The organism is Bradyrhizobium sp. SZCCHNR1043 (assembly GCF_032489675.1).
GTDB lineage: Bacteria > Pseudomonadota > Alphaproteobacteria > Rhizobiales > Xanthobacteraceae > Bradyrhizobium.
In genome coordinates this window covers 274,665-298,533 of the sequence record NZ_JAUEYN010000010.1, presented here as the reverse complement: position 1 = coordinate 298,533, position 23,869 = coordinate 274,665, and the positions used below count along the sequence as shown (strand labels likewise).

At 66.2% G+C, this 23,869-nt stretch carries 27 protein-coding genes and 1 pseudogene; 13 read left to right on the top strand and 15 right to left on the bottom strand.

Annotated elements, in window-relative coordinates; genetic code table 11:
- Window position 1: 1 nt before the first annotated feature.
- The 3 genes from QX039_RS19530 to QX039_RS19520 form a co-directional block, all read right to left on the bottom strand.
- A complete protein-coding gene (locus QX039_RS19530; RefSeq protein WP_315741130.1) occupies window positions 2-997 on the bottom strand; it encodes a DUF3592 domain-containing protein in 996 nt (331 codons plus the stop codon).
- A gap of 193 nt (window positions 998-1,190) precedes the next feature.
- Entirely contained in the window at window positions 1,191-1,436 is a 246-nt protein-coding gene (locus QX039_RS19525; RefSeq protein WP_315741131.1) for a hypothetical protein, read from the bottom strand.
- A gap of 168 nt (window positions 1,437-1,604) precedes the next feature.
- Window positions 1,605-2,039, bottom strand: coding sequence for a DUF1810 domain-containing protein (locus tag QX039_RS19520; protein ID WP_315741132.1), 435 nt, complete (start codon window positions 2,037-2,039; stop codon window positions 1,605-1,607).
- A gap of 226 nt (window positions 2,040-2,265) precedes the next feature.
- Between QX039_RS19520 and QX039_RS19515 the strand changes: the two genes are divergently transcribed.
- Together QX039_RS19515 and QX039_RS19510 are read left to right on the top strand one after the other, a co-directional pair.
- A complete protein-coding gene (locus QX039_RS19515) occupies window positions 2,266-3,309 on the top strand; it encodes a DUF2778 domain-containing protein (protein WP_315741164.1) in 1,044 nt (347 codons plus the stop codon).
- Between the two features lie 66 nt (window positions 3,310-3,375).
- Window positions 3,376-3,633: a hypothetical protein gene (locus QX039_RS19510; RefSeq protein ID WP_315712312.1), complete on the top strand. Its 258-nt coding sequence runs from the start codon at window positions 3,376-3,378 to the stop codon at window positions 3,631-3,633.
- 1,355 nt (window positions 3,634-4,988) lie between these two features.
- Here QX039_RS19510 and QX039_RS19505 read toward each other — a convergent pair.
- Window positions 4,989-5,447, bottom strand: coding sequence for a hypothetical protein (locus QX039_RS19505; RefSeq protein WP_315741133.1), 459 nt, complete (start codon window positions 5,445-5,447; stop codon window positions 4,989-4,991).
- A 363-nt stretch (window positions 5,448-5,810) separates the two neighbouring features.
- Between QX039_RS19505 and QX039_RS19500 the strand changes: the two genes are divergently transcribed.
- The gene (locus QX039_RS19500) at window positions 5,811-6,047 is read left to right on the top strand and encodes a hypothetical protein (protein ID WP_315712310.1); all 237 of its coding nucleotides are present in this window, start codon (window positions 5,811-5,813) and stop codon (window positions 6,045-6,047) included.
- A 129-nt stretch (window positions 6,048-6,176) separates the two neighbouring features.
- Window positions 6,177-6,767 (top strand): NAD(P)H-dependent oxidoreductase, encoded by a 591-nt coding sequence (locus QX039_RS19495; RefSeq protein WP_315741134.1) that lies wholly within the window; start codon window positions 6,177-6,179, stop codon window positions 6,765-6,767.
- A gap of 86 nt (window positions 6,768-6,853) precedes the next feature.
- Here the strand turns inward: QX039_RS19495 and QX039_RS19490 are convergent, their stop codons facing one another.
- A complete protein-coding gene (locus QX039_RS19490) occupies window positions 6,854-7,102 on the bottom strand; it encodes a hypothetical protein (protein WP_315741135.1) in 249 nt (82 codons plus the stop codon).
- Window positions 7,103-7,482: 380 nt separating this feature from the next.
- Here QX039_RS19490 and QX039_RS19485 point away from each other — a divergent pair, with 380 nt between their 5' ends.
- The 4 genes from QX039_RS19485 to QX039_RS19470 all read left to right on the top strand — a co-directional run bounded on the left by QX039_RS19485 (window position 7,483) and on the right by QX039_RS19470 (window position 12,043).
- A complete protein-coding gene (locus QX039_RS19485; protein WP_315741136.1) occupies window positions 7,483-8,370 on the top strand; it encodes a LysR substrate-binding domain-containing protein in 888 nt (295 codons plus the stop codon).
- A 121-nt stretch (window positions 8,371-8,491) separates the two neighbouring features.
- The gene (gabT, locus tag QX039_RS19480) at window positions 8,492-9,781 is read left to right on the top strand and encodes a 4-aminobutyrate--2-oxoglutarate transaminase (RefSeq protein ID WP_315741137.1); all 1,290 of its coding nucleotides are present in this window, start codon (window positions 8,492-8,494) and stop codon (window positions 9,779-9,781) included.
- A 40-nt stretch (window positions 9,782-9,821) separates the two neighbouring features.
- Window positions 9,822-11,120 carry an ArgE/DapE family deacylase gene (locus tag QX039_RS19475; protein ID WP_315741138.1) on the top strand — a complete coding sequence of 433 codons (1,299 nt, stop codon included), beginning with the start codon at window positions 9,822-9,824 and terminating at the stop codon, window positions 11,118-11,120.
- The gene (locus tag QX039_RS19470) at window positions 11,117-12,043 is read left to right on the top strand and encodes a glyoxylate/hydroxypyruvate reductase A (protein WP_315741165.1); all 927 of its coding nucleotides are present in this window, start codon (window positions 11,117-11,119) and stop codon (window positions 12,041-12,043) included. Before QX039_RS19475 ends, QX039_RS19470 begins: the two co-directional genes overlap by 4 nt.
- Before the next feature lie 12 nt (window positions 12,044-12,055).
- Here QX039_RS19470 and QX039_RS19465 read toward each other — a convergent pair whose 3' ends face one another.
- Both QX039_RS19465 and QX039_RS19460 read right to left on the bottom strand, forming a co-directional pair.
- Window positions 12,056-12,439, bottom strand: coding sequence for a hypothetical protein (locus QX039_RS19465; protein ID WP_315741139.1), 384 nt, complete (start codon window positions 12,437-12,439; stop codon window positions 12,056-12,058).
- 141 nt (window positions 12,440-12,580) lie between these two features.
- Window positions 12,581-12,814, bottom strand: a complete 234-nt coding sequence (locus QX039_RS19460) for a DUF6894 family protein (protein ID WP_315741140.1) — start codon at window positions 12,812-12,814, stop codon at window positions 12,581-12,583.
- 208 nt (window positions 12,815-13,022) lie between these two features.
- On the opposite strand from QX039_RS19460, the gene QX039_RS19455 reads away from it, so the two are divergent.
- The 4 genes from QX039_RS19455 to QX039_RS19440 all read left to right on the top strand — a co-directional run bounded on the left by QX039_RS19455 (window position 13,023) and on the right by QX039_RS19440 (window position 15,809).
- The gene (locus tag QX039_RS19455) at window positions 13,023-13,205 is read left to right on the top strand and encodes a hypothetical protein (RefSeq protein WP_315741166.1); all 183 of its coding nucleotides are present in this window, start codon (window positions 13,023-13,025) and stop codon (window positions 13,203-13,205) included.
- A gap of 221 nt (window positions 13,206-13,426) precedes the next feature.
- Entirely contained in the window at window positions 13,427-14,311 is an 885-nt protein-coding gene (locus QX039_RS19450) for a hypothetical protein (protein ID WP_315741141.1), read from the top strand.
- Window positions 14,301-14,690 carry a cytochrome C gene (locus QX039_RS19445; protein ID WP_315741142.1) on the top strand — a complete coding sequence of 130 codons (390 nt, stop codon included), beginning with the start codon at window positions 14,301-14,303 and terminating at the stop codon, window positions 14,688-14,690. The genes QX039_RS19450 and QX039_RS19445 overlap by 11 nt, the downstream gene beginning before the upstream one ends.
- Window positions 14,691-14,972: 282 nt before the next feature.
- Window positions 14,973-15,809, top strand: coding sequence for an HD domain-containing protein (locus QX039_RS19440; RefSeq protein ID WP_315741143.1), 837 nt, complete (start codon window positions 14,973-14,975; stop codon window positions 15,807-15,809).
- Window positions 15,810-15,813: 4 nt separating this feature from the next.
- Here the strand turns inward: QX039_RS19440 and QX039_RS19435 are convergent, their stop codons facing one another.
- The 6 genes from QX039_RS19435 to QX039_RS19410 form a co-directional block, all read right to left on the bottom strand.
- Window positions 15,814-16,488, bottom strand: coding sequence for an HAD family hydrolase (locus QX039_RS19435; protein ID WP_315741144.1), 675 nt, complete (start codon window positions 16,486-16,488; stop codon window positions 15,814-15,816).
- Window positions 16,489-16,691: 203 nt separating this feature from the next.
- Window positions 16,692-17,099, bottom strand: coding sequence for a hypothetical protein (locus tag QX039_RS19430; RefSeq protein ID WP_315741145.1), 408 nt, complete (start codon window positions 17,097-17,099; stop codon window positions 16,692-16,694).
- A gap of 107 nt (window positions 17,100-17,206) precedes the next feature.
- Complete coding sequence (locus tag QX039_RS19425) at window positions 17,207-17,413, bottom strand: hypothetical protein (RefSeq protein WP_315712292.1); 207 nt, start codon at window positions 17,411-17,413, stop codon at window positions 17,207-17,209.
- Window positions 17,414-17,546: 133 nt separating this feature from the next.
- Complete coding sequence (locus QX039_RS19420; RefSeq protein WP_315741146.1) at window positions 17,547-18,437, bottom strand: hypothetical protein; 891 nt, start codon at window positions 18,435-18,437, stop codon at window positions 17,547-17,549.
- Window positions 18,438-18,959: 522 nt separating this feature from the next.
- On the bottom strand, window positions 18,960-21,026 hold the full coding sequence (locus QX039_RS19415) for a PAS domain S-box protein (protein WP_315741147.1): 2,067 nt from the start codon (window positions 21,024-21,026) through the stop codon (window positions 18,960-18,962).
- 61 nt (window positions 21,027-21,087) lie between these two features.
- Complete coding sequence (locus QX039_RS19410) at window positions 21,088-21,825, bottom strand: Crp/Fnr family transcriptional regulator (RefSeq protein ID WP_315712288.1); 738 nt, start codon at window positions 21,823-21,825, stop codon at window positions 21,088-21,090.
- 253 nt (window positions 21,826-22,078) lie between these two features.
- On the opposite strand from QX039_RS19410, the gene QX039_RS19405 reads away from it, so the two are divergent.
- On the top strand, window positions 22,079-22,408 hold the full coding sequence (locus QX039_RS19405; protein WP_315741148.1) for a hypothetical protein: 330 nt from the start codon (window positions 22,079-22,081) through the stop codon (window positions 22,406-22,408).
- A gap of 116 nt (window positions 22,409-22,524) precedes the next feature.
- Here QX039_RS19405 and QX039_RS19400 read toward each other — a convergent pair.
- Both QX039_RS19400 and QX039_RS19395 read right to left on the bottom strand, forming a co-directional pair.
- Window positions 22,525-22,668: pseudogene (locus QX039_RS19400) on the bottom strand (DUF305 domain-containing protein); the annotation flags it as partial.
- 26 nt (window positions 22,669-22,694) lie between these two features.
- Window positions 22,695-23,489 (bottom strand): DUF72 domain-containing protein, encoded by a 795-nt coding sequence (locus QX039_RS19395; RefSeq protein WP_315741167.1) that lies wholly within the window; start codon window positions 23,487-23,489, stop codon window positions 22,695-22,697.
- Window positions 23,490-23,869: the final 380 nt, after the last annotated feature.

Genomic DNA, 23,869 nt, shown 5'->3' with positions numbered 1-23,869 from the left:
GCTAGCTCATCTGGACGTGGGTGAAGACGAACAGGAACAGCGCGCCGATCGCGATCACGAAGATGCCGACCCAGAGCGGCGCCGTGACGCCGCTCTTGTTTGTGGGATCGAGCACGGCCGTCTCGGGTTGTAACGGATCGTAGTAGACGGTGACGTCGGTGTTGACCGGGTATTTGGCGGCGACGGCTTCAGCGCTCGACCTGTCGGAATGCAGCGCGGTCCAGCCCCAGTTCCAATGCGTGCTGTGGAAAGAGCGACCATTCACCGTGTAGCTGTATTCGATCGTGACCCGGAAACGCTCCTCTTCCGTTTCTCGTCCGCGATCGTCCTCACGTCGTGTGATCTCCATCGTCACGCCGGAGCGCGTGATGCGCCCCGGCGCAGTCGGCCAGGAGCGGCTCGCCAGGCGCTCCTGCCGCAGCTTCCAATAGGAGGCGAGTGCGACGGCTCCGAAGCCGAACAGGGCGAACGGCATCAGGAAGGCGAACAACGGCACGCCAGCCTCGGTCGTGAGCACCTTGCCGGCGAGCGAATGCGCCACCAACACGGCGGTCACGGCCGACAGCACGACGAACAGCGCCACAAGCGCCGCCGTGCCGCTGGCATTGGTGGGCTCGAGCACCGATTGCGAGGGGCGTTTCGGATCGTAAAAAACGCGAACCTTCGCGCCTTGCGGATATTTGCCGGCGATCTCGTCGGCTTGCAGGCGCGTGACGCGGCTCGGGCTGCCGAAACGGATGCGGCGACCTTCGTAGCTCTTGCCCAACACCTCGTAACGGTAGCGGATGTCAGGCTTGGCATCGGTGTCATCTGCGGACCGATGCGTCGCCGCGACAGACACCGCCGAGGCCACGATCTCCCCCTCGACGACCGGCCAGTCGCGGCCGCCGCTGGTCTTCTTGCGCTGAAGCCAGAGTCCGTAGCCGGAATTGAGGGCGAGAAAGCCGAAGATGCCGGCGGCGACACGGGTCCAGAGCAGGGCGGATGCGGTGAGCATGATGATCTCGCATGGGCCCGCCAGGGCGGGCGACATGCAGTGGTGTCCTGCGGGTTCCCCTCGGTTCAACAGTGTGCCGGTCCTACGACGCGGGGAGGCGAGCACCTCGATGTCGAACGGCTTGGACCCCGCCGGCATGGCTTGCCCCGCCAAGCATCATGGCGGGGCGCCAGTGTCGTCAGCCGCCAGCGCGTCAGCCGCCGGCCTCGCACTTCTTCATGAAGCTGGTCTTGGCCGCGCCGGAGAGCTTCTTGCCGTCGGAGCCGACCGCCTTGGTTTCGCAGGTCTCGGCCATGCACTTCTTCATGAACGAGGTCTTGGCGGCGCCGGCCAGCACTTTGCCGTCCTTGCCCACGGCCTTGGTCTCACAGCTGTCTTGGGCGAAGGCAGATCCGGCGGCGAAGGTCGCGAGCGCGGCAATCAGGAAAAACTTCTTCATGAGTGTGTCTCCTTGGGACAAACAACGCGGCGGATGGGAGCCGCAAATCTTGGCGCGATCAAGTTTCCTGTTCGGGCTTGTCACCCGAAATCCGGCCGCACGGCAGAGCTGGTTCATTGCCGTGTCGGCCGGATGAGGCCGAGATGCGCGTCTGCGGTAACCGTGTGCTCATGCGGTGCGGTGCTGCAGAAACGCGAGCGTCGCCGGGTCCCGCGCACCGTCGCAATAGCGATCGAGCGCCCGAGCGAAGATCCCGTTCGGGCTGATCGAATCGAACAGCGTCATGCAGGAGCGGAATTTGGCATCGTCCGGGACACCCAGAATGTCGCGCAGCGACTTGCCCTGCACCGCGAGCACCAGACGGGTGCATTCGAGCAGTCGCGGGCCGAGCAGGGGATGCGTCAGATAGGCCTCGGCCTCGGCACGGGAGCGGATCGCGTAGCGCTGGGCCATGGCGGAGTGGCCGAGCCCTTCGACCTGCGGAAACACGAACCACATCCAGTGGCTTTGCTTGGCGCCGGCCGCAAGTTCGGCGGTCACACGCGAATAAATCGAATTCTGTGCGTCGACAAATCGGCCGAGAGCATCACAATCCGCCTTCATTGGCTGCTCCAAATATTTGAATGATCGAGGTAATTTCTTGTTCTGGGAAGACATGGCGGCGCCAGGGCGGGCCCAATCCCCCGGAGGCGCCGTGGCACTCCGGGCTGGCGTTTGTCTAGATTATGCCGCACTCTTGCCATCCTATGTCATGACGGGTCGAATCGTACCCCTTGGGGTCGGGCACCTTTCCCGGGTGGTCCGAAAAAGGGGGTATATCGGGGACGTGATGGCTTCCAGTGAAGCAAGCGTAGACGTTCTGTTGTCGCAAGGCCGCTTCGGGCGCTCCGAAGCGATCGCATTCGTGCTTGCAGCACTTGCGATCGCGGCGGGCGCGGCTGCATGGGTCGGCGCCAACAGCGAGGAGACGTCGCTTGCGACCGCGGCGCTGCCGGCCGCCGGCGCGCCGTCCATCACCTTCGAGACACGTTTCGCGCCGGCCTCTGCCTCGGCCACGGCCTATTCGGAAAAAGACGCGATTCGCGCGCTCGACCGTTTCGCCCTTCGCGGCGCGATCGACCGCCAACTGCTCGATGCCCGGGCCGCGCTGGTCAAGGGCATGGAAGCGCGCGATTCGGGCGGACGCGACCCCAGCAACAGCGATTGGCGGCCGATGCTGACGGAGGGCAATACCGTCACGATGCCTGCACCGGGCGTGCCGCTGCCACGACCGCGCCCGTCCGTCGCCAACCTGCCGACCAGCCTGGTTTCGGCCAGTGCGCCTGAAGCGGTCGGACGTGTCGACGATCGCTCCATCCTGCAGAAGCTGTCCGACCTGTTGCCGAGCCCGACCAAGTTCGCCTCGCTCGGTCCGGATAGCGGCATCGTGCGCTCCGGGATCGATCTCGGCGCGCTCGGCTATGACAAGACCGCCGTGTACGACATCAAGGCCAGGATGGTGTATCTGCCGTCCGGCATCGGGCTCGAGGCCCATTCCGGCATGGGCAGCCTGCGCGACGACCCAGAGCACGTCAATCAGCGCATGGTTGGCGCGACCCCACCCGCCACCTATGACCTGAAGCCGCGCGAAAAACCGTTTCACGGCGTGCGCGCCCTGCGCATGAACGTGGTGGAAGGATCGACCCTGGGCCGGAGCGGATTGCTGACCCACCCCTATATGCTGGGTCCGGAGGGTGATTCGAACGGCTGCGTCTCGATCAAGAATTACGATCGCTTCCTGAAGGCGTATGATGACGGCGAGTTCAACCGACTCGTTGTCGTCGTCGGGCTCGAGGCTGGCACCCCGACGCGGACCGCGCAAAAGACCGAGTGACGTTTTGTTGCTGGGCCTCGGCGCGACCTCGGCGGTGACGCCCGTCGCATCTTCCGGAAGGTCCCCATGATTGATCCCGCAAACTCGGAAACGCGTCTGCGTACCACCTTCAACATCAAGGTGAACGGCAAGCCAGTCGTGATTTCGACGGTCGGGCAGGCCCATCAGTTCCTCACCAGCCTCAATGCCGTCGAGTGGATGGAGTTCAAGTCGCTGCACGACCAGGCCATGGCCGCGCTGCAGGCCGCGGCCGACAACGCGATCATGACGGTGCAGGCCACCAACGCCGTGCGCACGCTGTTCGTGAGCGCGAAGCTGTTGTGATGCAGACGAGACGCGTTTGAGACAACGACCTCGCGCGGCCTTCCGGGCTGAGAATTCCTGCTCGGCGTCATCGCCCGGCTCGACCGGGCGATCCAGTATTCCGGGACGGCAGTGATCGACCGAAAGGCCGCGGCGTACTGGATGCCCCGCCTGCGCGGGGCATGACAGCCGTGGGATGGGCCATGACCTCGCTCCATCGTCATGCCGGGGCGCGCGTAGCGCGAGCCCGGCATCCATAATCCAGAGCGGGCATGTGAGGCATGCTGGTCACTCCATCTCGTTTCATAAGTTCTGCTGCGGCATATGGATCCGGACTCGCGCTGCGCCCCGGAGTGATGACGTGTGTGTTGAGGCGCCTCGCGAACAAGCGCCTCCCGCCATCCGCCATCATCCACCCATGATCTCGCGATCTCGCGATCTCGCGACGCATCCTGCGTCCGAGTGATTCCATTCGTCTTGCCCTCCGCACGGCAGAGGGCGCGGGGAATGCCGGGATGCTGGCCGCAACCCATGGCCCGCCTGCAGAAAAAAAGCAGGCGGCAGTCACCACAGGTTCCGCCGGGCAACCGGCATTCCCCGCGCGATGATCTTAACGGCTGCTTCGCGCGCTCCCCGGTGCGCCGGGCTTTCTGGTCACCGTGCACGACAACGCGCTTTGGGCGCGCCACCGTGGGGGCATCAGCGTCGGGATGCCAGGACCACGCGACTTGACCGTACGCGACATCAGCGTTCGTCGGCGCAAGGATGCGCTGCGCTGCCATCGCGTCCACCGCTCCTCCCGCTCCACGTCCGTGACGACCGCGATACGCCCCTCTTGCGAGCGAGAGATGGCACGACAAAAGCACTGAATCCGATTTAGGAAAAGCGGAATATTTCTGACGATGGGACTGGACAGGCCAAATCAGCTTGATGGGCCTGCTGAAAATCGCTTCTGCGCGCATCGCGCTTCTCGTCGATTCAGCCTCTGGAGCGACGCCGTCAGATGGAAATGCCGCTTGATTTGCCCGGCGGGCAACCGGTTTCTTCGTTGCGATGATCGTTGTTCGACCGAGAGCCGCGATGCGAGCGTATTTGTTAGTCGCCCGGCGCAGGCCAATCGCGCAAGGAAGCCGCGCCATCCAAGGACGCAAGATCGTGGCGCAAGGTCTGCGGCTGGCTTGATCTTTGATGCGGCGGTCGCTGTGGCTACGGTCGACACCGCTGGCCGATCGCATGCGTATACCGCGGTGCACGCGCGGGGCCGTCCAACATCATTGCGCGTCAATGGATCGGCGAGGCCCAGGTCGGGCTGCCGTTGGAGCTGTTCTACGAAGGCGGCGAGTGACTCTCGCTGATGCTGCGGCGCGGCGGCGATATCAGTCGGCCATCTCGGCGGCGTCGAGTGCGATCTCCTCGCGCTCGGCCTTCTCGGCCGTCGGAGCGTTGGCGGTCTCGGCCGTTTCGAAATCGTCCTCGGCGATCTCCTGGACCGCAGCTTCCTGGACCTCGGCCGTCTCGACCTGCTCGGCGGCGAGTTCGGCGGCCACGATGGCCTCCGGCTCGGCGTCGTCATTGGCCGGCGTCGAGAACAGGTTGGGGGCTGGGATGGTGGTGGGCACCACCGGCCGCTGCTTGGCCTTGTACCAGGACGAGAATTTCTGCGAGATGCCAGCTTCGAACTCGGCGAGCGGCAGGCTGTTGCCGTCCTCGTCGGTGATGACGACCTGCCAGCCTTCCGCCTCCATCACCTGTGCGTTGGCGAGAACGATGAGGGCGCTTTCGCGCTGCTTGCGGATTGTCTGCTGCTCCCGCTCAGCCACCATCGTGTACGCCATGAACCTGACTCCCACACCTAAACTCGGGACACGTGATGGTCCGAAGCACCATCAGCACGCCGCCACTACGCCGTGAGAGTGTGAGCGCGGCTGGGCCGGATTGCGTTCGCCTAATGACAATTTGGCGGCGTCTCACGGGGTCCGGCAGCGCAAAAGGAGTCGAAGATGCAACAGGCCGCAAAATTGTGGTGCAGGAACGAGAGCGCTTGTTGAAGGCGCGCCGCGACGTGTCATCATTTGATTCTGCGGCGGCAACTGCTTCGCGACATCAGCGAAAGCAGCGGGTGAACCGGACAAACAGCGGGCGAATTGGGGACGGCGATGCGAACTCATCTGTTCAGGATGCGGAATTGGAATGTGGCAATGGCAGGGCTTGCGCTGGCGATGGTCGCCAGCCCGCGCGCGGGCCATGCCTTCACGGAGGACGACCAGCGGCGGCTGTGCACCGGCGACGTGTTCCGGCTGTGCTCGTCGGAGATTCCCGATCGCGACCGCATCATTGCCTGCATGATGAAGCAGCGCGCCAGCCTCAGCGACGGTTGCCGCAGCGTGTTCGGCCGGCCATCCGAGCGCTCCGCTTCGGCCACGGTGACGCGCTGAGCGTGCCAAGCCTCGTTTCCGCCAACCACGCGCCGCCGGTCCAGCGTTCCGCGGCGTGACCATAATGACCTCGATGGCAATGCGGCGTGGTAGTCTGGCGCGGATCGTCCGGCCAGGAGTTGACGCGCCATGAGCTTCCGCATCCTCGTCCTCTACGGCTCCTATCGCTCCGACCGGATGGGCATCCGGCTCGCGCAATTCGTCGTGGACGGGTTGCGCGCCAAGGACCAGGACGTCGAGCTGATCGACGCCAGGGCGGTCGGCCTCCCGATGCTCGACCGCATGTACAAGGAATATCCGCCCGGCCAGGCGCCAGCGGCCATGGCCGAGCTTGCGGCCAAGATCCGTGCCGCCGACGGCTTCGTGTTCGTCACCGGCGAATATAATTGGGGCATGCAGCCGGGACTGAAGAACCTCACCGACCACTTTCTCGAGGAATGGTTCTGGCGTCCGGCGGCGATCGCGAGCTATTCCGCCGGCCGGCTCTCCGGGGCACGCGCCGCCACCGCGTGGCACGGCACGTTGTCGGAGATGGGGATGGTGGTGGTGTCGAGCACGCTTGCCGTCGGCCCGATCGGTCAGTCGCTATCTGCCGACGGCAAGCCGACCGGCGATTCCGGCCAGGCGCTGGAGCGCGCGTTTCCGCGCTTTGCCGACGATCTGTTGTGGTGGGTCGAGGCGGGCAGGGAGCAGCGGGCGCGCAGGGCGCCGCCCTACTGAGCGCGGCACCAGCGCAGGCGCTCCGGCTCTCGTGCCAAGTCCGCTAACCACAAGTCCGCTAACCACAAGTCCGCTAACCAAGTCCGCTAACGTTGTTCCGCGCTGCCGGCCCCGTTGGTGACCGCGCGCTGACGCGCCGGCGCGCTTGCGCCCTGGCCCTGACAGGGCCGCTCCATCCATGTCCCGTCGGGAGCCTGCTGGTAGGCGCGGCACGGCAGGGACGATGTGGCCTGATCATCCGGTTTGGGCGTCTGGGAGCTTTTCGCCAGTGCGGGGGCGGCCGTCGCGACGAGGGCTGCCAGCGAACCGACGGAGATCATTTGGCTGATCCGCATCTTGGGGGTTCTCCTGCTCGAAGCACTGCCGATTCAAAGTCGAATTGTGGAAACTTTTTGGCAAACGGCGGACTGCCATGGCCGCAGGCTTAAGGATCGTTTGCGACGCGGCTTGCCACGTTAAGACGTCCGCGGAGGTCGCTCCCGCGAGTGTGGCTTTCTCTGGGCTGGCGTTGCGCCGATGCTGACGGTAAGAGCGGCATGACGCGCGCAAGCGCCCTCGTGACCGCGATGCGGCGCTCCGCCCGGAGCGCCTCGTGCGGTCAACGGACGCCGCCAAGGCAGCCGGCGCTCCGACATCAGCCGCGCGACAGACGGATCGTGGCGGTTCCCGCTTGAGGGCGGGGAGGGGGATCGCGCAGGCTGAGAACTGTGCGAGCATGACGAGACCTCGATTGCCCTCCCTGATCGCGCTGCGTGCCTTCGAGGCCGTCGGCCGCAAGGGCAGCGTGCGCGCCGCAGGCGACGAACTCGCCGTCAGCCACACCGTGGTCTCGCGTCATCTGCAGAATCTGCAACGCAGCCTGGGCGTGGCGCTGGTGCGTGCCGAGGGGCGGGGCCTCGCGCTGACCGAGGCCGGGCGCCAGTTTCATGCCGAGGTCAGCCAGGCCTTCGACATCATCGCCCGCGCGACAATTTCGGTGCGGCCCGCAGCGCGTCCGACCCTGAACATCTGGTGCATTCCAGGCCTCGCCAATCGCCGCCTGCTGGCGCGGCTGCCCGAGCTGAGCGGCCCGCCGCGCAACTGGGACATCAATCTGCAGCCGACGCTGGCGCACCCCGACCTGCAGCGCGGCGAAGCGGATGCGGAGATCGTCTATGCCGAGGCGATCGACCGGGGCGGCGGCGTGGTCGCCGAGGAGCTGGTGCGCCCACGTGTATTCCCGGTCGCAAGCCCGGCCTATCTGGCAAGGTTTCCGGCGATCGCGACACTCCCGGGCCTCGCCAGGGCCTCGCTGATCCACGAGGAATCCACCGCGCAATGGGAGCAATGGTTCGAGCTGGCGGGGTATCGGGAGCCGGTCACGTTGCGCGGGCAGCGGCTGTGGCACGCGCATCTCGCCATCGAAGCCGCCCGCTTCGGCCAGGGCGTCGCGCTCGCCAACGAGGTGCTGGTCGCCGATGATCTGCGCAGCGGTGCGCTGGTCGAGGTGATCCCCTCGGCACTCCACATGGGAGCCTATCAGCTCGTCGCGCTCCGGGAGCGCTGGGACGAGCCCGCGATCGTGGCGCTGCGGGCGTGGCTGAAGAAGGTGCTCGCCGCGTAGCCGCGCGCTCATCCCGCTGGGTCTGGTGCATTGCAGGCACTTGTCATCGGGAACAAGCTGATTGATCGCGACGGCTCTCGGCGTAGCCTTCTGCTCGATTTTTCCCACGAGGAGTTGAGCCATGGCTGTAATTTCGGCTGCGAACGAAGACCTGCTGGCGCGACGACACGAGGCCGTCGTCAGGGGCGTGAGCTATGCGACGCCGCTGTTTGCCGACCGCGCCCTCAACAGCGAGGTGTGGGACGTCGAGGGCAAGCGCTATGTCGACTTTGCCGGCGGCATCGCGGTGCTCAACACCGGCCACTGCCATCCGCATGTCGTTGCCGCGATCCGCGCGCAGCTCGACCGCTTCACCCACACCTGCTTCCAGGTGCTGCAATACGAGCCGTATGTGCGGCTGAGCGAACGGCTCAACGCGCTGGCGCCGATTTGGGGGCCGGCCAAGTCGATCCTGCTGACGACCGGCGCGGAGGCGACCGAGAACGCGATCAAGATCGCGCGCGCGGCCACGGGGCGCAGCGGCATCATCGCCTTCACCGGCGCCTTCCACGGCCGCACCGCGCTCGCCAACGCCATGACCGGCAAGGTGATGCCGTACAAGAAGCATTTCGGACCGCCGCTGCCCGGGGTCTGGCACGCGCCGTTCCCGATCGCCGGCAGCAGCGTGTCGGTCGAGGACACGCTGTCCTACATCAACTTCATCTTCAAGGCCGACATCGACGCCTCGCAGGTCGCGGCCATCATCATCGAGCCGGTGCAGGGCGAGGGCGGTTTCCACCAGGCGCCGCCGGAGCTGATGCGGGGCCTGCGCCGGATCTGCGACGCCCATGGCATCGTGCTGATCGCAGACGAGGTGCAGACCGGCTTCGGCCGCACCGGCAAGATGTTCGCGATGGAGCACTACGACGTGCAGCCGGACCTGATCTGCGTCGCCAAGAGTCTCGCCGGCGGCATGCCGCTGTCCGGCGTGATCGGACGTGCCGCGATCATGGACGCCGCGGAGCCGGGCGGCCTCGGCGGCACCTACGGCGGCAATCCGCTGGCCTGCGCGGCGGCGCTCGCCGTGCTCGACGTGTTCGAGCAGGAGAAGCTGCTCGACCGCGCCAATGCGATCGGCGACCGATTGCGCGCGGCGATCGAGCGCTTCTCGCGCGCCAACAACCTGGTTCCGGTTTCCGGGCCGCGCGGTCCTGGCGCGATGGTTGCATTCGATATCCTGAAGCAGCGCGGCAGCGACGAGCCGGATTCCGAGATGACCAAGCGCGTGACCCGCGTCGCACACGAGAACGGACTGATCCTGTTGTCCTGCGGCGTCACCGCGAGCACCATCCGCATTCTGGTGCCGCTGACCGCGTCCGACGAGATCGTGGACGAAGGGCTCGCGATCCTGGAGAAGTGCCTGGCCGCCTGACGCGCGGCCGAGGTGAATGGGAAGGCTGGAGGTTTGAGACGTGACTGACGCTGCGGCGGCTGTGCCGAATGACGTGATGGAGCGGCTCGCCGCCGCTGTTGATGCCAACTTCGCCAAGCAGGTCGCCTTCCTGCAGCAACTCGTCCAGTTCCGCAGCCTGCGCGGCGAAGAGGCGCCGGTGCAGGACTGGCTGGCCGGCGAGTTCGAGACCCGCGGCTATCAGGTCGACCGCTTCAGCCTTGAAGACGTCGACCTGATGCGCCATCCCAAGGCGGCGCCGATGGACAGCATCGCACTCGACGGCTCCAAGCAGGTGGTGGCGACGCTGGACGGCGCGGGCAAGGGACGCAGCCTGATCCTGCAGGGCCACATCGACGTCGTGCCCGAGGGCCCGACCGATCTCTGGAACGATCCACCGTATCAGGCGATCGTGCGTGACGGCTGGATGATCGGTCGCGGCGCGCAGGACATGAAGGCCGGTGTCTCCGCGATGATCTTCGCGCTCGACGCCATCAAGGCCGCCGGCTTCGTGCCGGACGGGCGCATCCATCTGGAGACCGTGACCGAGGAGGAGAGCACGGGCAACGGCGCGCTCTCGACTCTGATGCGCGGCTATACGGCCGACGCCTGCCTGATCCCGGAGCCGACCGGCCACACGCTGACCCGCGCGCAGGTCGGCGCGATCTGGTTCCGGCTGCGCGTGCGCGGCACGCCGGTGCACGTCGCCTATGCCGAGACCGGCACCAATGCGATCCTCTCGGCGATGCATCTGATCCGCGCCTTCCAGGAGCACACGAAAGAGATCAACGCGCGTGCCAAGTCGAACGCCTGGTTCGCTGCGGTCAAGGATCCGATCAAGTTCAACGTCGGCATCATCAAGGGCGGCGACTGGGCGAGCTCGACGCCGGCCTGGTGCGACCTCGATTGCCGGCTCGGCGTGCTGCCGGGCGAGACGCCGGCGCAGGCCATGGCCGGCATCGAGCAGTGTCTCGCGAAGGCGCAGGCCGCAGACAGCTTCCTGTCGGAGAATCCGGTCGAGCTGGTGTGGAGCGGCTTCCAGGCCGATCCTGCGGTGTGCGAGCCCGGCAGCGCCGCCGAGGCCGCGCTGGCCGAGGTACATGCACGGGTATTCGAGAAGCCGCTCGACGTGCGGCTCTCTACGGCGGTCAACGACACCCGCTACTATCAGGTCGACTATGGCATCCCGGCGCTGTGCTACGGGCCCTATGGCATCGGTCCGCACGCGTTCGACGAGCGTGTCGATCTCGACAGCGTGCGCAAGACCACGCTGTCCATTGCGATGTTCGTCGCGCAATGGTGCGGACTGCGGCCGGCATGATCACGGTCGCGCTTCTCAGCCGTCCCGGACTGATGGATCCGATGCAGGCGCTGCTCGCGCGCGAGCTGCCGGGCGTGACCGTCGCGTCATGGCCGGAGTCGGCGGCACGCGATGCCGAGCTTGCGGTGTGCTGGAAGCCGGAGCCCGGCGCGCTCGCGACGATGCCGAAGCTGAAGCTGATCCATTCGATCGCGGCGGGCGTCGACAACATCCTGTCCGATCCGACCGTGCCGGATGTGCCGCTGTGCCGGATCGTCGATCCCGATATCTCCGCGGCCATGACCGAGTTCGTGCTGTGGGGGACGCTGTATTTCCACCGCGACTTCGATCGCGTGGTCAGCAATGCGCGCAACGGCGTGTGGCGTCGGTACGAGCAGCGTGCCGCGAAGGACCGTCGGGTCGGCATTCTCGGGCTCGGCGAACTCGGCTCCGCGGCGGCGATCCGTCTGGTCGAGCTGGGCTTCGCGGTGAGCGCGTGGTCGCGCTCGCCCAAGGCGCTCGCCGGCGTGCGGACCTATAGCGGCGCCGATGCGCTCGACGACTTCCTGGGTGAGACGGAGATCCTGGTCTCGCTGCTGCCGCTGACGGCCTCGACCGTGGGCCTGCTCAATGCCGGGCGCCTGGGCCGGCTGCCCAAGGGTGCCGCGGTGATCCTGTGCAGCCGCGGCGAGCATCTGGTGACGGAGGATCTGGTCGCGCTGCTCCGCAGCGGCCATCTGCGCGGCGCCGTGCTCGACGTCTTCGAGCATGAGCCATTGCCCGCGGACCATGCGCTGTGGCGCGAGCCGGGCGTGCTGGTGACGCCGCACATGGCGGCGATCGCCTCCTGGGAGGTGATCGCGCAGCAGGTGGCGGAGAATGCGCGGCGTCTGCTGCGCGGAGAGACGTTGCTGAACGTCGTCGATCGCGCCCGCGGCTACTGATTTACCAGCGGTCTACTCGAGTGTCTGCACCGGCGGCGCCACCGGGCCGCGCGGCGCCGGCGGAGCGACAGCAATGGTCCGTGCAGGCGGTGGTGCGCTGCGCGGCGCGGCCTGCGGCTGCTGCTGAGGCTCGGTCATCGCAGCCTGGCTGTCCCTGACTGGACGCCGGACCTGCTGCGACCGGGCTGCACGCGAGCGGCGGAAGCCCCAGGAGCGCGCGATCGAAGGACCTGCGGTATAGCCGACGACGGCGCCGGCAACGGCTCCCACCGGTCCGAATACGACGGCGCCCGACAAGGCGCCCAGTGCGGCATCGCCGCCGCGGTGCTCGTCGGCCATCGCCGCCGATGCCGTCAGTGTCAGCGCCAAGGCCGCGGTCGCCAGCAGTCTGGTCATGAGATGTCCCCTCCGTCGCATCAGCGCCGAAATGGCGGACAAATGTGGCGATAAGAATGCGAGGAGCGGAACCTGTGAGGGAGCCAGTAACCCTAATGCGGACACAATGTCTCAGCGCCGCGGCAGGGCGCGCAGCTCCGTTCAATGCATCGGGCCGAGCACCGACGCGAACGGCATGGCGATGATTTCCTCGCCGAGATCGTCGGAAATGTGCAGCACCCAGTCGCGCCAATCCTCGTCGCTTTCGGAGGAGATCAGCGAATGCATGACGCGCTCGGCGTGATCACAGGCCTCGGCGAGATCGATGACCGCGGTTCCACGCCGATCGACGAGGAACTCATCGGGATTGGAGCAGTGGAAGAAGACCTGCGTCATGTCCGTCTCCTCAAATCGCCATCCGGCGAATCTCAGTCAGAAGTAACAGTGCGGCGGCGTGCGCGAAATCGGATTGATCACGTAAGGTAAATTACGGGGCGCAGTCTGAGCCGGTGGAACCGGACGTGCGGTGATCCAGCTCACGGAACGCATCGGTGTAGAGAAAGTTGTCGCGGACCATTCGATCCGGCGACAGGAGCTCGACATGATGTCTGAAGTCCAGATCCACGCGATCGCCCGGCAGATGCTCGAGATGCACGGCGCCTCGGCTGTCGCACAAGCTGCGCAGAAGGCGCAGCAATGCGAGGCCAGTGGCGAGGCCGAGGAGGCCCGCGAATGGCGCCACATCTCGGACGCCATGAGGATGATGCGCGGTCCCCATCAGAGCTGACATCGGATCCCAATTTTAGAATATGCCGCGCGTTCCGGCGGCCTCGCTCGACTCTGCCCGGCCGCAGCCGGCGGTGGATACGTTTCGTCAAGGGGAACGTGTGCTGCATCTCATCCTGGTTTCCGACCCATTTTCCACGCAAGAATCGGGCAACATGATTCGGCAGTGGATTCGCCGCTGACCGACGTTGCCGGCGCGCCCGCCGTCCAGGGATTATTGCCATGGTCTTTTTCAAGCGTGAGCTGAGCCCCGTCGAGATCTTCGAGCGTGCGCTGAAGGACAAGCAGGCCGCGCGGCGGCGGCTGACGGATCGTCTCCGGGTGGCCGAGGCGGCGCTGGACGAGAAGCGCGTCGCCGCGGAGCGGCTCGCCAAGGCAGGCGCCAGCAACGGGCAGCTCGATCGTGCCGAATCGAAGATGCAGGCGGTCGAGCAGAAGGCCAAGGCGCTGCGCGCATCGGTCGCCGAATGCGACGAGCAGATCATCCTGGCGGAGCGCGCCTTCGCCGACGCGGTGGCACAGCGCGACCGCGACCGCGCCGCCAACGACATCGAGGCCGTCGCCACCGCAATCGAGCAGGCGGTTCCTCGCTTCGAGATCGGTGCGGCGGCGCTCGTCGATGCGGTCACGCGCGGCCGTGCGGCGCTGAGCGAGGCCAGCCGCTTCGCGTCCGATGTCGATGACATCCGACGCGAGGTGCTGTCCGCCGCGGAGCTGATCTGCTGGGAGCTGCGCGCGGCCGCGAGCCGCACGCGGGCCGGCAACATCAATGTGGCCCTGCTGGCGCCGCCCGAGGTGAGGCAACTGCCTGCGCCCGAGACCGACCGTCAGATGATCTACACGCTGAGTCCGCTGACCTGGCGTGAGGGTGAGGAGGTGAAGCGCGTCGCCGCGTTCACCATGACCGCGCTGCCGAAGGCCCTGCTGCCGCTGGCGCTCGCGCATCAGCACGTCGACTATCTCAACGCGCGCCGGGTGCAGACGCTGATGCACGTCCATGGCGGCGGACAGCAGCAGAGCGAGCCGATGCCGGACGATCCGGCGCTGGTCGATCTCGATGCGCTGGGTGTGCAGGCGGAGGAAAGCCCGCGGGCTGATGTCGCCTGAGCGCGTCCACGCGCGCGGGCGCGCCGGGGCGCGGCTGGGGCTTGTTGGATCGGCCGCGCTGCTGCTGATTGTCATCAGCAGTGCACAGGCGGAAGATCTCGATGCCGGCAAATCCGGCGCGCGGCTGTTTGCGGACAGCTGCGCCACCTGTCATCGCTCGGCACGTGGGCTCGCCAAGGGGCGCTTTCGCCTGACGCTCTATTTGTTCTTGCAGAAGCACTACACCAGCAGCGACGACTCCGCGTCGGCCTTGAGCACCTATCTGCAGTCGGTCGATGCGCCGGCGGCCGCGCCGGCCCGCCGTTCCCCTGCGCGGCGACCGGCCTATCGCGGTGAGACACGACCGCCACGGCCGCCGGTGCCGGTGCGGGGACGTTAGCGATCGACCTCGATCGCGTCAGATTCAGTCGCTTGGCCCGCAGTTTTCCGGTGTGTGCTCGTCCGGGTGTGGCCGATATCCGCAACCTGGGCTATGCTCGTCGGTCAAGGTGCTCGAACGCTCCGGGGGGCCGATCTCGCGCGTGTCCGTGCGAAGCTGGCCGTCCTGAGCCGTGTCGTCCTGACGTCTCAGTCGTGCCGCGAGCCGCGCTATCGTGATTGTGTTTTCGGGCGTTATGTCTTTTGACGTTGTGTTTGGGCTGTCTGAGGCGGGGCAGCGGCGATGATGACCTTACCGGAGCTCGCGGCAGCGGCGTTGGAGCGTTTCCTCAGCTCCTATATGCGACGCCGTTTCGGATCGTCTCATACCCAGTTGACCGAGATGCTTCCGGCGGCTGCGCGCATCGCGCTGGAATGCATCGGCAACAGCGATGCGCTGTATCACAACGTCGAGCACACCTTGCTGGTCACGCTGGCCGGCCACGAGATCCTGCGCGGCCGCGCGCTGCACAGCCACATGACGGCGGACGACTACGTCCACGTCATCTTGGCCTGCCTGCTCCACGACATCGGCTATGTCCGCGGCTTGTTCAGGGAAGACGACGTCGACGGCTTCGTCATCGATCGCGGCGGCCGCAAGATCTGCCTGCCGCGCGGCGCCTCCGACGCCAGCCTGATGCCGTATCACGTCGACCGCTCGAAGCTGTACGTGATCAACCGCATCGAAGGCATGGCGCCGCTGGACAAGGATCGCATCGCCCGCGCCATCGAGGGCACGCGCTTTCCGCCGCTCGCCGGCCAGCAGTTCGACGAGGAGCAGTCGATCGTGCGCGCCGCCGACCTGATCGGACAGCTCGGCGACCCCAACTACATCCGCAAGGCCAACGCGCTATATTACGAGTTCGAGGAGGTCGGCATCAACCGGCAGCTCGGCTATGAGTCACCGGCCGATATCGTCAACCGCTATCCGCAGTTCTATTGGAACAGCGTCGCCCCGCACATCCAGACCGAGATCCGCTATCTCAACATGACATCGACGGGGCGCCAGTGGATCGCCAACCTCTATGCCAACGTGTTCCGCGCCGAACGCGACATCTCGCTGTCGGGCCCGCAGAGTTGACCGGCTAACGCCGGCCGCCGACCTCGTCGATGTGGCCGAGCAGGTCGGCCGGATCCTCGTAGACGCGGATGGCGCCGGACTGGCGCAGTTCCTCCGAACCATAGCCGCCGCTCAACAGGCCGACGCCGAGCGCCCGGCAGCGGGTTGCGGCGAGCATGTCCCAGATGCTGTCGCCGATCACGACCGCGCGCTCGATCGGCGCGTCGAGGCGGGCGGCGGCGGCGAGAAACAGATCGGGATCAGGCTTGGCGTAGCGGACCTCGTCGCGTGTCACGACAGCGTTGGTCTTGGGATCGACGCCGAGCGCGGCGAGATTGACGGCCGCCGTTTCCATTCTCCCGCTGGTCGCGATCGCCCAGGGGATGCCGGCATCGGTCAAGAAGCCGAGCAGCTCGCGTGCGCCGGGCAGGGGCCGGACCTGGCCTCCGAGCTTCTGATAGGCCGCGGCATGCGCTTTCCGCAGCCGCTCGATCCGATCGGGCTCGATGGCAAAACCCGTCTCGCGCAGCAGCTGGTTGGTGAACAGGCCGCCGCTCATGCCGATCTTGCGGTGGATGCGCCAGACCGAGAGCTCGATGTTCTCCGCATCCAGCGCCGTCTTCCAGGCGAGCACATGCTGATAGACGCTGTCGACCAGCGTGCCGTCGAGGTCGAACAGGAAAGCGGTTTCGATGCGCATGGCTCGCTCCGGGCTGGATGTCTGCTGCGTAGCAGCTGCAAGGCCAAGCGGCAGCGGTCATCCGGGCTCCTGCCCGCCGCGGGGCTGTGCCGTGCCCGCTATGGCGGTGCGCAGACCGACGAACGCCGCGTCGTTCGGCCATGGCCGGCAAACGTGCCGTGCGGTCTTTCCGCTCCGTTGGCAGCCCCAAGGCCGCTCCGGGGTCAGCCCTTGGGACGGATGAAGCCAGCCAGCGTCTTCTTCTGCTCCTCGCACCAGTTCGTCATGCCGAGGCGGCGCTGATCCATGTCGATGGCCTGCGTGGCGACGGCCACCTCCGCCATCAGATCGTCGTCCTGCTTCTCGCCCATCTTGCCGCCGGTGTGCATATAGGCGATCGCCTTGCGCACCTTCTCGGTCGTGCCGTCAGGCATCTTCATGTCCTGCGCCTTCTGGACCAGATCCTGATAGACGACATCGACGCCAGGACATTCGACCTTGGTAGCGAACGCCTCCAGCACCATGGTCGTATACATATGGCGTGGCTCGGCGCTGCCCGGTGTCAGGGCCGCCAGCAATGCCGCAGTGGTCAATGCCGCAAGGGTTGACGTGTAAAGCAGACCGTTTCGCATCCTCTGGCTACCTCCCGCTTGTTTTCGGCGAGGCTAGCCTGTGGGCGACGCGCGGGCAACAACGAGCGCAGTGCAGCACGCGCGAAATGATCGAAGGGGCCGGCCGGCTATTTGTTCAGCCGCCGCTCCTGCTCCTTGAGCAGAACGTCGAGCTCCTCGCTCTGCTGCGCGAGGCGGTCGGCGTTGCGCTCCTCGTCGGCCGCACCCGATTGCGAAGCGGCCTGCTCGGTGATCTGGCGGATGTTGTCGCGCAGGATCGCGATGCGGTCTGCGAGGTCGGAGGCGGACAGGACGGTCGGATCGGTCAGGCTCATGAACCCCTCGGCGATGCGCATTGTCAGGCGCAGTTCCTTAGCTCGGAAAGCCGCGTCGCGACAAGTGCATCGACGAAATCGATCACCGCCGCGTCGATCGGCGCGGACCAGCGCGGGCGCCTGTGCGGATCCCTCAGCGCACCGGCATTGGCGGACGCACCACGGGCTGGTCCGGATCGACCGGCGCCGACGGCAGCGGCATCGGAGCAGGCGGCGGAGGAGCCATGCCGGCTGCGGCCGGCGGCGGCGTGCGCGGCCGGTGCACAGCTGCTGCACCAGGCAGTGCCGGGGTCACGGCCGCGGTCGCAGGGCGTGGGGCCGGGCGCGGCCGGATCGTCTGCTCGATGGCGCGCGGATCGAACGACCGCGCTTCCGCGGTCCGCTCACTCGACCGCTCGGCGGGCCTGTCGCTGGACTTGGCCTCGGCGACCCGCGCCATGTCGCGGACCATCTGCTCCTGCCCGGCCTTCAACTGTGCGAGGCTCGTCTTCAGCTCGCCGATCTGCTGGCCCAAGGCAGCGAGGTCGTGGGCCATCGATTGCAGCAACTGCTCCTGCGACGCGGTCGCGCCAACCGCGCTCGTTGCGTGCTCCTGCGCCTCAGCCGGCGCTTCGGCGGCCGTCTGCTGGGGCGCGGTCGCGGCTGGCTGTGCCGCGGCGTCCTTGTCGGCGTTCGATGCCAGCGTGATCCGCGGCATCCAATGCGCGATCATCTCCTGGGCTTGGTCTCCATAGCTCTGCCAGGCCGCCGCGGCGACCGCGCTGCCGACGGCGAACAGCACCGCCAGAATGGTGCGCACGGCCCAGGTGGCGAACGTGCTGCGCTCTCCGGTGACCGCGAGGTCGCTCGTCGCCTGCGTCCTGTAGTCAGGGTCGATCTTCGGCAAGGGGACATCCGGCGGCCGTTGTGAGCTGCGCCTGTCCGCTTCGGCGGCGGTGCGATCCGCGCGGGCCGCCAGCACGATCTCGGGATCGATCATGGCATGAGGCTGCTGATCGCCGTCTTTGGTCGTCGTTGCAAGCATTGACGCTCCGTCCTCCGTTGTCGTCCGCCTCGCAGGCGGCGCTCGGCTCTGTACCGATGTGTCGTCCTAACCAACGCCCTCGTGCACCAATGCTCCGCGTACTCACGCTGCATCGTACCTACGCTTCGTGACACCAACGTCGGATGACGACGGCGCCACAGGACGCTCGGCCTCTCGGCCGCATCAGCACAGAACCTGGATACCGGTTGTCCCTCGTGCCCACGCACCTGCATGTTCACGGTGATTCATCTTGGCCAGAGCCGCATGCTCAGGAACGTCCCATCATCGTTCCGTCGCGTCGACGCTCGGCCGATTCCCAATCTCATCGACACTTGGTCATATCCGCCCAAACCAAGGCGAAGACATGGCGGTTGCGCGACCCATGCGACCTCCACCTCTGGCCGCAGGCGGAGCATACCCCGAATGCACCGCGAAGGCTATGCCGACAGCATTTCTCCGCGCCGACGAGATCCCGGCCATTGTTGCCGACCGGTGCCGCGAAATGAAGCTTCGATCGGCCCGTCAACGCTTGAGAATGTCGTCGGTGGGCAGCCGGATCTCGCAGCAGAGGCCGCTCGGCTCGAAGCGCCGCACGACGCGGGCACCGACCTCGTACGGCAGCATCTGTTCCAGCAGCACGGTTCCAAAGCCCTGGCGCTGCGCACTCAGCGTGCGTCCGGACATGCCGGTCTCGGTCCAGTCGATGACCAGCCAGTCGACCGCGTCGTGCTTGTCGAGCCGCCATTCGATCCTGATGAAGCCCCGCGGCACCGTCAGCGCGCCATATTTCAGCGCATTGGTCGCGAGCTCGTGCATGGCAAGCCCGATGCTCTCGGCCGCCTTCGGCTTCAGCCGCACCTGGGGGCCCAACAGCGAGAATTGCCTGTCCTCGCGCGCGGCTCCGGCGCGCAGCTCATCGGCGATCAGCTCGGCCAGATCGAAACCGGCGAGGGGATCGCGCGTGACGACCGCCTGGATGCGCGACAGCGCCGTGATGCGGCCTTCGAGGTGACTGGCGAAATCCTCGACACTGTCGCTCGAGTCGCCCGTGCGGCGGATGATCGAGCGGATCACGGCGAGCATGTTGCGGACGCGGTGCTGCAACTCGGCGAGCAGCAGCTTCTGGTGCTCGGAGGCCGAGACCAGCGCCGTGATGTCCTGGGTGATGCCGCCGATGCGCTGCACCTGTCCCACCTCGTCGACCATGGGAAAACTACGGATGCGCAGCCAGCGCGTGACGCCGTCCGGCTGCCTGATGATACGGACGTCCAGGCTGTCGCGCTGGCCGCGCCGGGCGCGCTCCAGGCTCTCGAGGGCGCGGGGCCGGTCCTCCGGCAGCATGAGCTCGGTCCACGATGCGAGATGGTCGCCGCGGAGCACAGCGGTGCGCGGGACGCCATAGATCGTCTCGAATGCGGGGCTGAGATATTCCCATTGCAGGGTCTCGGCATCGCGGATCCACACCACGTCGGAGGACGCTTCGCCGAATTGGCGGAAGCGCGCCTCGCTGTCGCGCAGCGCGGCCTCGGTGCGCTTGCGGTCGTCGATGTTCATCACGAGCTCGACGAGGGTGCCGTCGCCGAGGTCACGGCCGGCGAACATCATCCAGGCGCGTTCGCCGTTCTTGCGAAAATACTGCTTCTCATAGGGACCGAGCCGGCCGGTCTGCCGCAGCAGCTCGATCTGGTCGCTCGAAGTGCGCATCCATTCCGGGGGGGTCAGGCTCTTCCAGGTCAGCTCGCCGCTGTTGATCTCCTGGCGCGAATAGCCTGTCATCGCCAAGAAGGCCTCGTTGGCGTCGATCAGGGTGCCGGCTGCATGATCGAAGAACAGCACGCCGACCGAATCGATCTCGAGGAGGCGGCGCAGTCGATGATCGCTGGCATCGCCGCCATTCGAATGCGGCTGCTGTGCGGGCGGCCCAGCGTCCGGCAGCTCGCTGCAGCCGAGGCAGACGGCGAGCTCAGGATCGGCCTGTGCGAGGGCAAGCACATCGGAATCGATCGTGAGCAGGTGAGCATCGGCCCAGAAATGCGCTGTGCGCAGATAGGCGAGGAAGGCCGCCAGCAGATCGAACCTGGTGTTGCCGAACGCGTGTCGGATCGCGCGCCGCGAGCGGTCGGAATCAGCACTTTGCATGAACAGCACCGACGCTGCCTCGAACAGGTCCGCCTCGCCGTCGCTGCCCGGCTCCGGGATGTCGAGCGGGGGCTGGAGAATCTCAAGCCGGCCCAGCGCCGCCGCGGTGCGCACGGGATCCGCGAGCGGCCGCGCGAGCAGTTGACGCGCCCGATCGATCGTCTCGGGGCGGGATGCCGAGTCGCCCGCGGGCTTGCCCAATCCGACCAGAAAACCGAAATGCCGGGTCAGACAATAAGGCGAATGGTTGAGGCGCGACAGATGGACGGCGAGCCGCTCCTTGAACAGGGCCGGCAGCGGGGTGTCGAGATAGGCGGATTTGGCGAACTGCCAGAGCTGTCGGGTCGCCTCAGGCGCTGACGGCGCCGACCTGAACAGGTTGGGCATCAGCCCGAGGCGCTGCACGATCTCCTGCTCGAAGGGTCCGTCAACCATGCGCTGTTCGACCATCGCCGTTTCCCCGGCAGAGTGCCGAGCCGGTCAGCATAGCGCAAGCGCCGCTCCGAACCTCTCACTCATTCGCGTCGAGCTGACGGCCTTCGCGGTCCAAATGCAAGTAATTCGCGTTGAACAGGCCTGCGCTCATCAGGCGCTCGAGGTCCGGAAGTACCAGCATCTTGCCCTTGAGCACGATCAGGTTGCTGGCGCGCAGTTCCTGCAGCGTGCGGTTGACGTGGACCTTCGACAGGCCGGTCGCCTCGGCGAGATCGGCCTGGGTGAGCGGGAAGCTGCAGCTGCTGTCGTCGGCGAGACCCGCCAGGCGCAGCCGGAAGAACAGTTCGCACAACAGGTGCGCCATGCGTTCGGACGCGGTGCGCTGCCCGAGATTCATGGTCCATTCGCGCTGGATCGCGGCATTGACCAGCGTCTCCCACCAGAATGCCGTCGCAATGCGCGGATAACCGGCGCTGATCTCGTCGAAGAACTCGCGCGGCAGATCGGCGATCGACACCGGCGTGATGGTGCCGATCGAATGGTCCATCTCGCGCAGAATGAAGATGTTGAGATCGCAGATATCGCCAGGAAGGAAGAACGAGACGATCTGGCGGCGGCCGTCCTCGAGCTGCTTGTAGCGGCAGGCCCAGCCATTCAGGATCAGATGCACGTCCTTGGGCTTCTCGCCTTCGCGCGCGATGTCGGTGCGTGGCGCGAAGGTCCTTACCCGCTGAGCCGCAGCGCGGTTGAGCATCAGGCGGTCGGCCGCAGAGAGGCGGACGAAATTCTCGAGCTTGCGTACCAGATGACTCAAAGAGCGGTTCCCCCGAGTTAGTTTATTGGGGTTCCATGTGGTGCGACTTCAATAACTTATGTTAGCATTGTACCGCGTTGACCGCTGGATCTTTCTACACTTGCATGAGGACTGCATGAGGAACCAGCGCGGGCCCGGAGTCGGAGAGATTGCCGCGGCTTCTTGCGCTGCCCGTGCTCCCAAGCGATGCTTGAAGCACGAGCAACATCGCGCGATCCCGACCAACCCTTCGCGCCTCTGTCGTGGAACTCTCATGAAAACTGATGAGGACCACCGTCGAAGCCCGTTGATTTACGGGAATCGACGCGAAGCGGCGACGATCTGGCGCCACGCCAGGTCAGCGGATTTAAGACCCCCTCAGGCTCCGCTTCCTAAGTTGATCAAAACAATCAACTGGAAATGCATCATGCGAGTCGGTCAGCTCTTTGCGGTGTCGATGCTCTCAATCACGGCGCTTGCCTGTGTTCTCGGGGCCCCGGCGATCGGCGCCAAGCGCCCGCTGGCTGCGGTCGAGTACTCCAGCATCGATCGCGCGCAAGGCCGGATCGCGGTCGATCGCGAACGGGATCGAATCGAGCATTGATCAACTCGGCAATCCTCCGAAAGTCGCGCAGGCGATGTCTGAGGCGGTCGAGGCGTATTTCACCAATGCAGCGGGACTGATCGAGAAGGAGACCGCGGCGTCGCGCAGCAATGCCGGCTGATGGCGACCTGCTTGACGAAGTCCTCCGTGCTCGGCGCAATGCCGAGCGCCGAATTCACCCCGGTCTTTTCGCAGACTGATTGGGCGAGGGCAGGGCCGGCGAGTACCAGGCAGCCAAGCGTGCTGAGTGTGCGTCGCATGGGTGGTTCCTCTCGTTGGTTGCGGCCTAAACCGAGAGATGTCCACGATGTTCTGTCGACCTCGCGCGCGCCGCGCTGTGTGTCCGGTGAGGGGACGCCGCGAGCAACCGGCGCAGCCGCAAAGCGTCGGCGGGCGCCGCGCTCTTCCGGTCGTTGTCGAAATAGACGTAGACGTCGATCCCGTGCGTCGCCCAGGCGCGAATGCGTTTGGCCCAGGTCGCGAGCGTTGCGTCGGTATAGTTGTCCTTGTAGCGGCCGTCGGGGCCGTGTCCGCGCACATAGACGAAATCGGCCGTGCGCTTCCACGGCGCCGGGGCATCGTGATGGTCCGACAGGCAGAGCGAGATATTCGCGTCCCTCAGCAGGCGCATGATGGCCGGCGTGTACCAGCTCGGGTGACGGAATTCGAAACTGTAGCGCCGGTGCCTCGGCAGCAGCGGCAGAAAGGACTCGAGGCGCTCGGGATTCGCTTCGAATTGCGGCGGCAGCTGGAACAGCACGGGGCCGGCCTTGTCGCCGAGCAGCGACAGCCGGCTCTCCATCAGCGCAATGCTGTTGACCGAGCGCGCGGACAGGCGCTTCCAATGCGTGATGAACTTGGAGGCCTTCCAGGCAAAAACGAAATCGGGGCCGGTCTGATCGCGCCAGCCGCGGACGGCGGCTTCCGTCGGCGTCCGGTAGAACACGCCATTCAGCTCGGTGGTCTCGAACTGGCTGGCGTAGTAGGGCAGCTGGTGCCTGATCAGAAGGCCCTGCGGAAAGAAGGCGCCGCGCCAGGACCCGTAATGCCATCCCGATGTGCCGACCACGACCCGGGCCATCATCGTCCTCTCGCCGAGACAAGAACTCGAGAGCAAAGCGTCGTGACGGCGTTCGGGTTCCTTTCGCAGTCGCGGCAGATGACGAGGCGAGTGTCCTAACGCCCCGCGGCGTGCAGCACGGGCGCACTCAACAGCTCGTTGATATGCGCCGCCGTCTCGGCCTGCATCGCCTTCTTCAGCATTCAGCATGATGTCGCGTTCGGGGCCCACGGGAAGACGCGCTGCCGCCTCGCGGGCAGCGGTTGCAGCCGCTGGCCGAACGACGCTGTCTGCTTGCGCCGGTTCCGGTTGACCTTCATGGCGAAACTCCTGTTCCTTTTGAACAGAAGTGTGCGGCGCCGAGCCTGTGACGTCGCTAACACACGTTACCGTGCAATTCA

What these genes read in the sequence shown, in the direction of transcription:
- QX039_RS19435 (WP_315741144.1), bottom strand. Translation starts at nt 16,488, where the DNA reads ATGCGCATCGAAACCGCTTTCCTGTTCGACCTCGACGGCACGCTGGTC.
- QX039_RS19490 (WP_315741135.1), bottom strand. Translation starts at nt 7,102, where the DNA reads ATGCGGATCAGCCAAATGATCTCCGTCGGTTCGCTGGCAGCCCTCGTC.
- QX039_RS19415 (WP_315741147.1), bottom strand. Translation starts at nt 21,026, where the DNA reads ATGGTCGAACAGCGCATGGTTGACGGACCCTTCGAGCAGGAGATCGTG.
- QX039_RS19405 (WP_315741148.1), top strand. Translation starts at nt 22,079, where the DNA reads ATGAAAACTGATGAGGACCACCGTCGAAGCCCGTTGATTTACGGGAAT.
- QX039_RS19445 (WP_315741142.1), top strand. Translation starts at nt 14,301, where the DNA reads ATGTCGCCTGAGCGCGTCCACGCGCGCGGGCGCGCCGGGGCGCGGCTG.
- QX039_RS19500 (WP_315712310.1), top strand. Translation starts at nt 5,811, where the DNA reads ATGGCAGGGCTTGCGCTGGCGATGGTCGCCAGCCCGCGCGCGGGCCAT.
- QX039_RS19440 (WP_315741143.1), top strand. Translation starts at nt 14,973, where the DNA reads ATGATGACCTTACCGGAGCTCGCGGCAGCGGCGTTGGAGCGTTTCCTC.
- QX039_RS19470 (WP_315741165.1), top strand. Translation starts at nt 11,117, where the DNA reads ATGATCACGGTCGCGCTTCTCAGCCGTCCCGGACTGATGGATCCGATG.
- gabT (WP_315741137.1), top strand. Translation starts at nt 8,492, where the DNA reads ATGGCTGTAATTTCGGCTGCGAACGAAGACCTGCTGGCGCGACGACAC.
- QX039_RS19420 (WP_315741146.1), bottom strand. Translation starts at nt 18,437, where the DNA reads ATGCTTGCAACGACGACCAAAGACGGCGATCAGCAGCCTCATGCCATG.
- QX039_RS19460 (WP_315741140.1), bottom strand. Translation starts at nt 12,814, where the DNA reads ATGACGCAGGTCTTCTTCCACTGCTCCAATCCCGATGAGTTCCTCGTC.
- QX039_RS19430 (WP_315741145.1), bottom strand. Translation starts at nt 17,099, where the DNA reads ATGCGAAACGGTCTGCTTTACACGTCAACCCTTGCGGCATTGACCACT.
- QX039_RS19505 (WP_315741133.1), bottom strand. Translation starts at nt 5,447, where the DNA reads ATGGCGTACACGATGGTGGCTGAGCGGGAGCAGCAGACAATCCGCAAG.
- QX039_RS19525 (WP_315741131.1), bottom strand. Translation starts at nt 1,436, where the DNA reads ATGAAGAAGTTTTTCCTGATTGCCGCGCTCGCGACCTTCGCCGCCGGA.
- QX039_RS19450 (WP_315741141.1), top strand. Translation starts at nt 13,427, where the DNA reads ATGGTCTTTTTCAAGCGTGAGCTGAGCCCCGTCGAGATCTTCGAGCGT.
- QX039_RS19520 (WP_315741132.1), bottom strand. Translation starts at nt 2,039, where the DNA reads ATGAAGGCGGATTGTGATGCTCTCGGCCGATTTGTCGACGCACAGAAT.
- QX039_RS19530 (WP_315741130.1), bottom strand. Translation starts at nt 997, where the DNA reads ATGCTCACCGCATCCGCCCTGCTCTGGACCCGTGTCGCCGCCGGCATC.
- QX039_RS19455 (WP_315741166.1), top strand. Translation starts at nt 13,023, where the DNA reads ATGTCTGAAGTCCAGATCCACGCGATCGCCCGGCAGATGCTCGAGATG.
- QX039_RS19495 (WP_315741134.1), top strand. Translation starts at nt 6,177, where the DNA reads ATGAGCTTCCGCATCCTCGTCCTCTACGGCTCCTATCGCTCCGACCGG.
- QX039_RS19515 (WP_315741164.1), top strand. Translation starts at nt 2,266, where the DNA reads ATGGCTTCCAGTGAAGCAAGCGTAGACGTTCTGTTGTCGCAAGGCCGC.
- QX039_RS19510 (WP_315712312.1), top strand. Translation starts at nt 3,376, where the DNA reads ATGATTGATCCCGCAAACTCGGAAACGCGTCTGCGTACCACCTTCAAC.
- QX039_RS19425 (WP_315712292.1), bottom strand. Translation starts at nt 17,413, where the DNA reads ATGAGCCTGACCGATCCGACCGTCCTGTCCGCCTCCGACCTCGCAGAC.
- QX039_RS19465 (WP_315741139.1), bottom strand. Translation starts at nt 12,439, where the DNA reads ATGACCAGACTGCTGGCGACCGCGGCCTTGGCGCTGACACTGACGGCA.
- QX039_RS19395 (WP_315741167.1), bottom strand. Translation starts at nt 23,489, where the DNA reads ATGGCCCGGGTCGTGGTCGGCACATCGGGATGGCATTACGGGTCCTGG.
- QX039_RS19485 (WP_315741136.1), top strand. Translation starts at nt 7,483, where the DNA reads ATGACGAGACCTCGATTGCCCTCCCTGATCGCGCTGCGTGCCTTCGAG.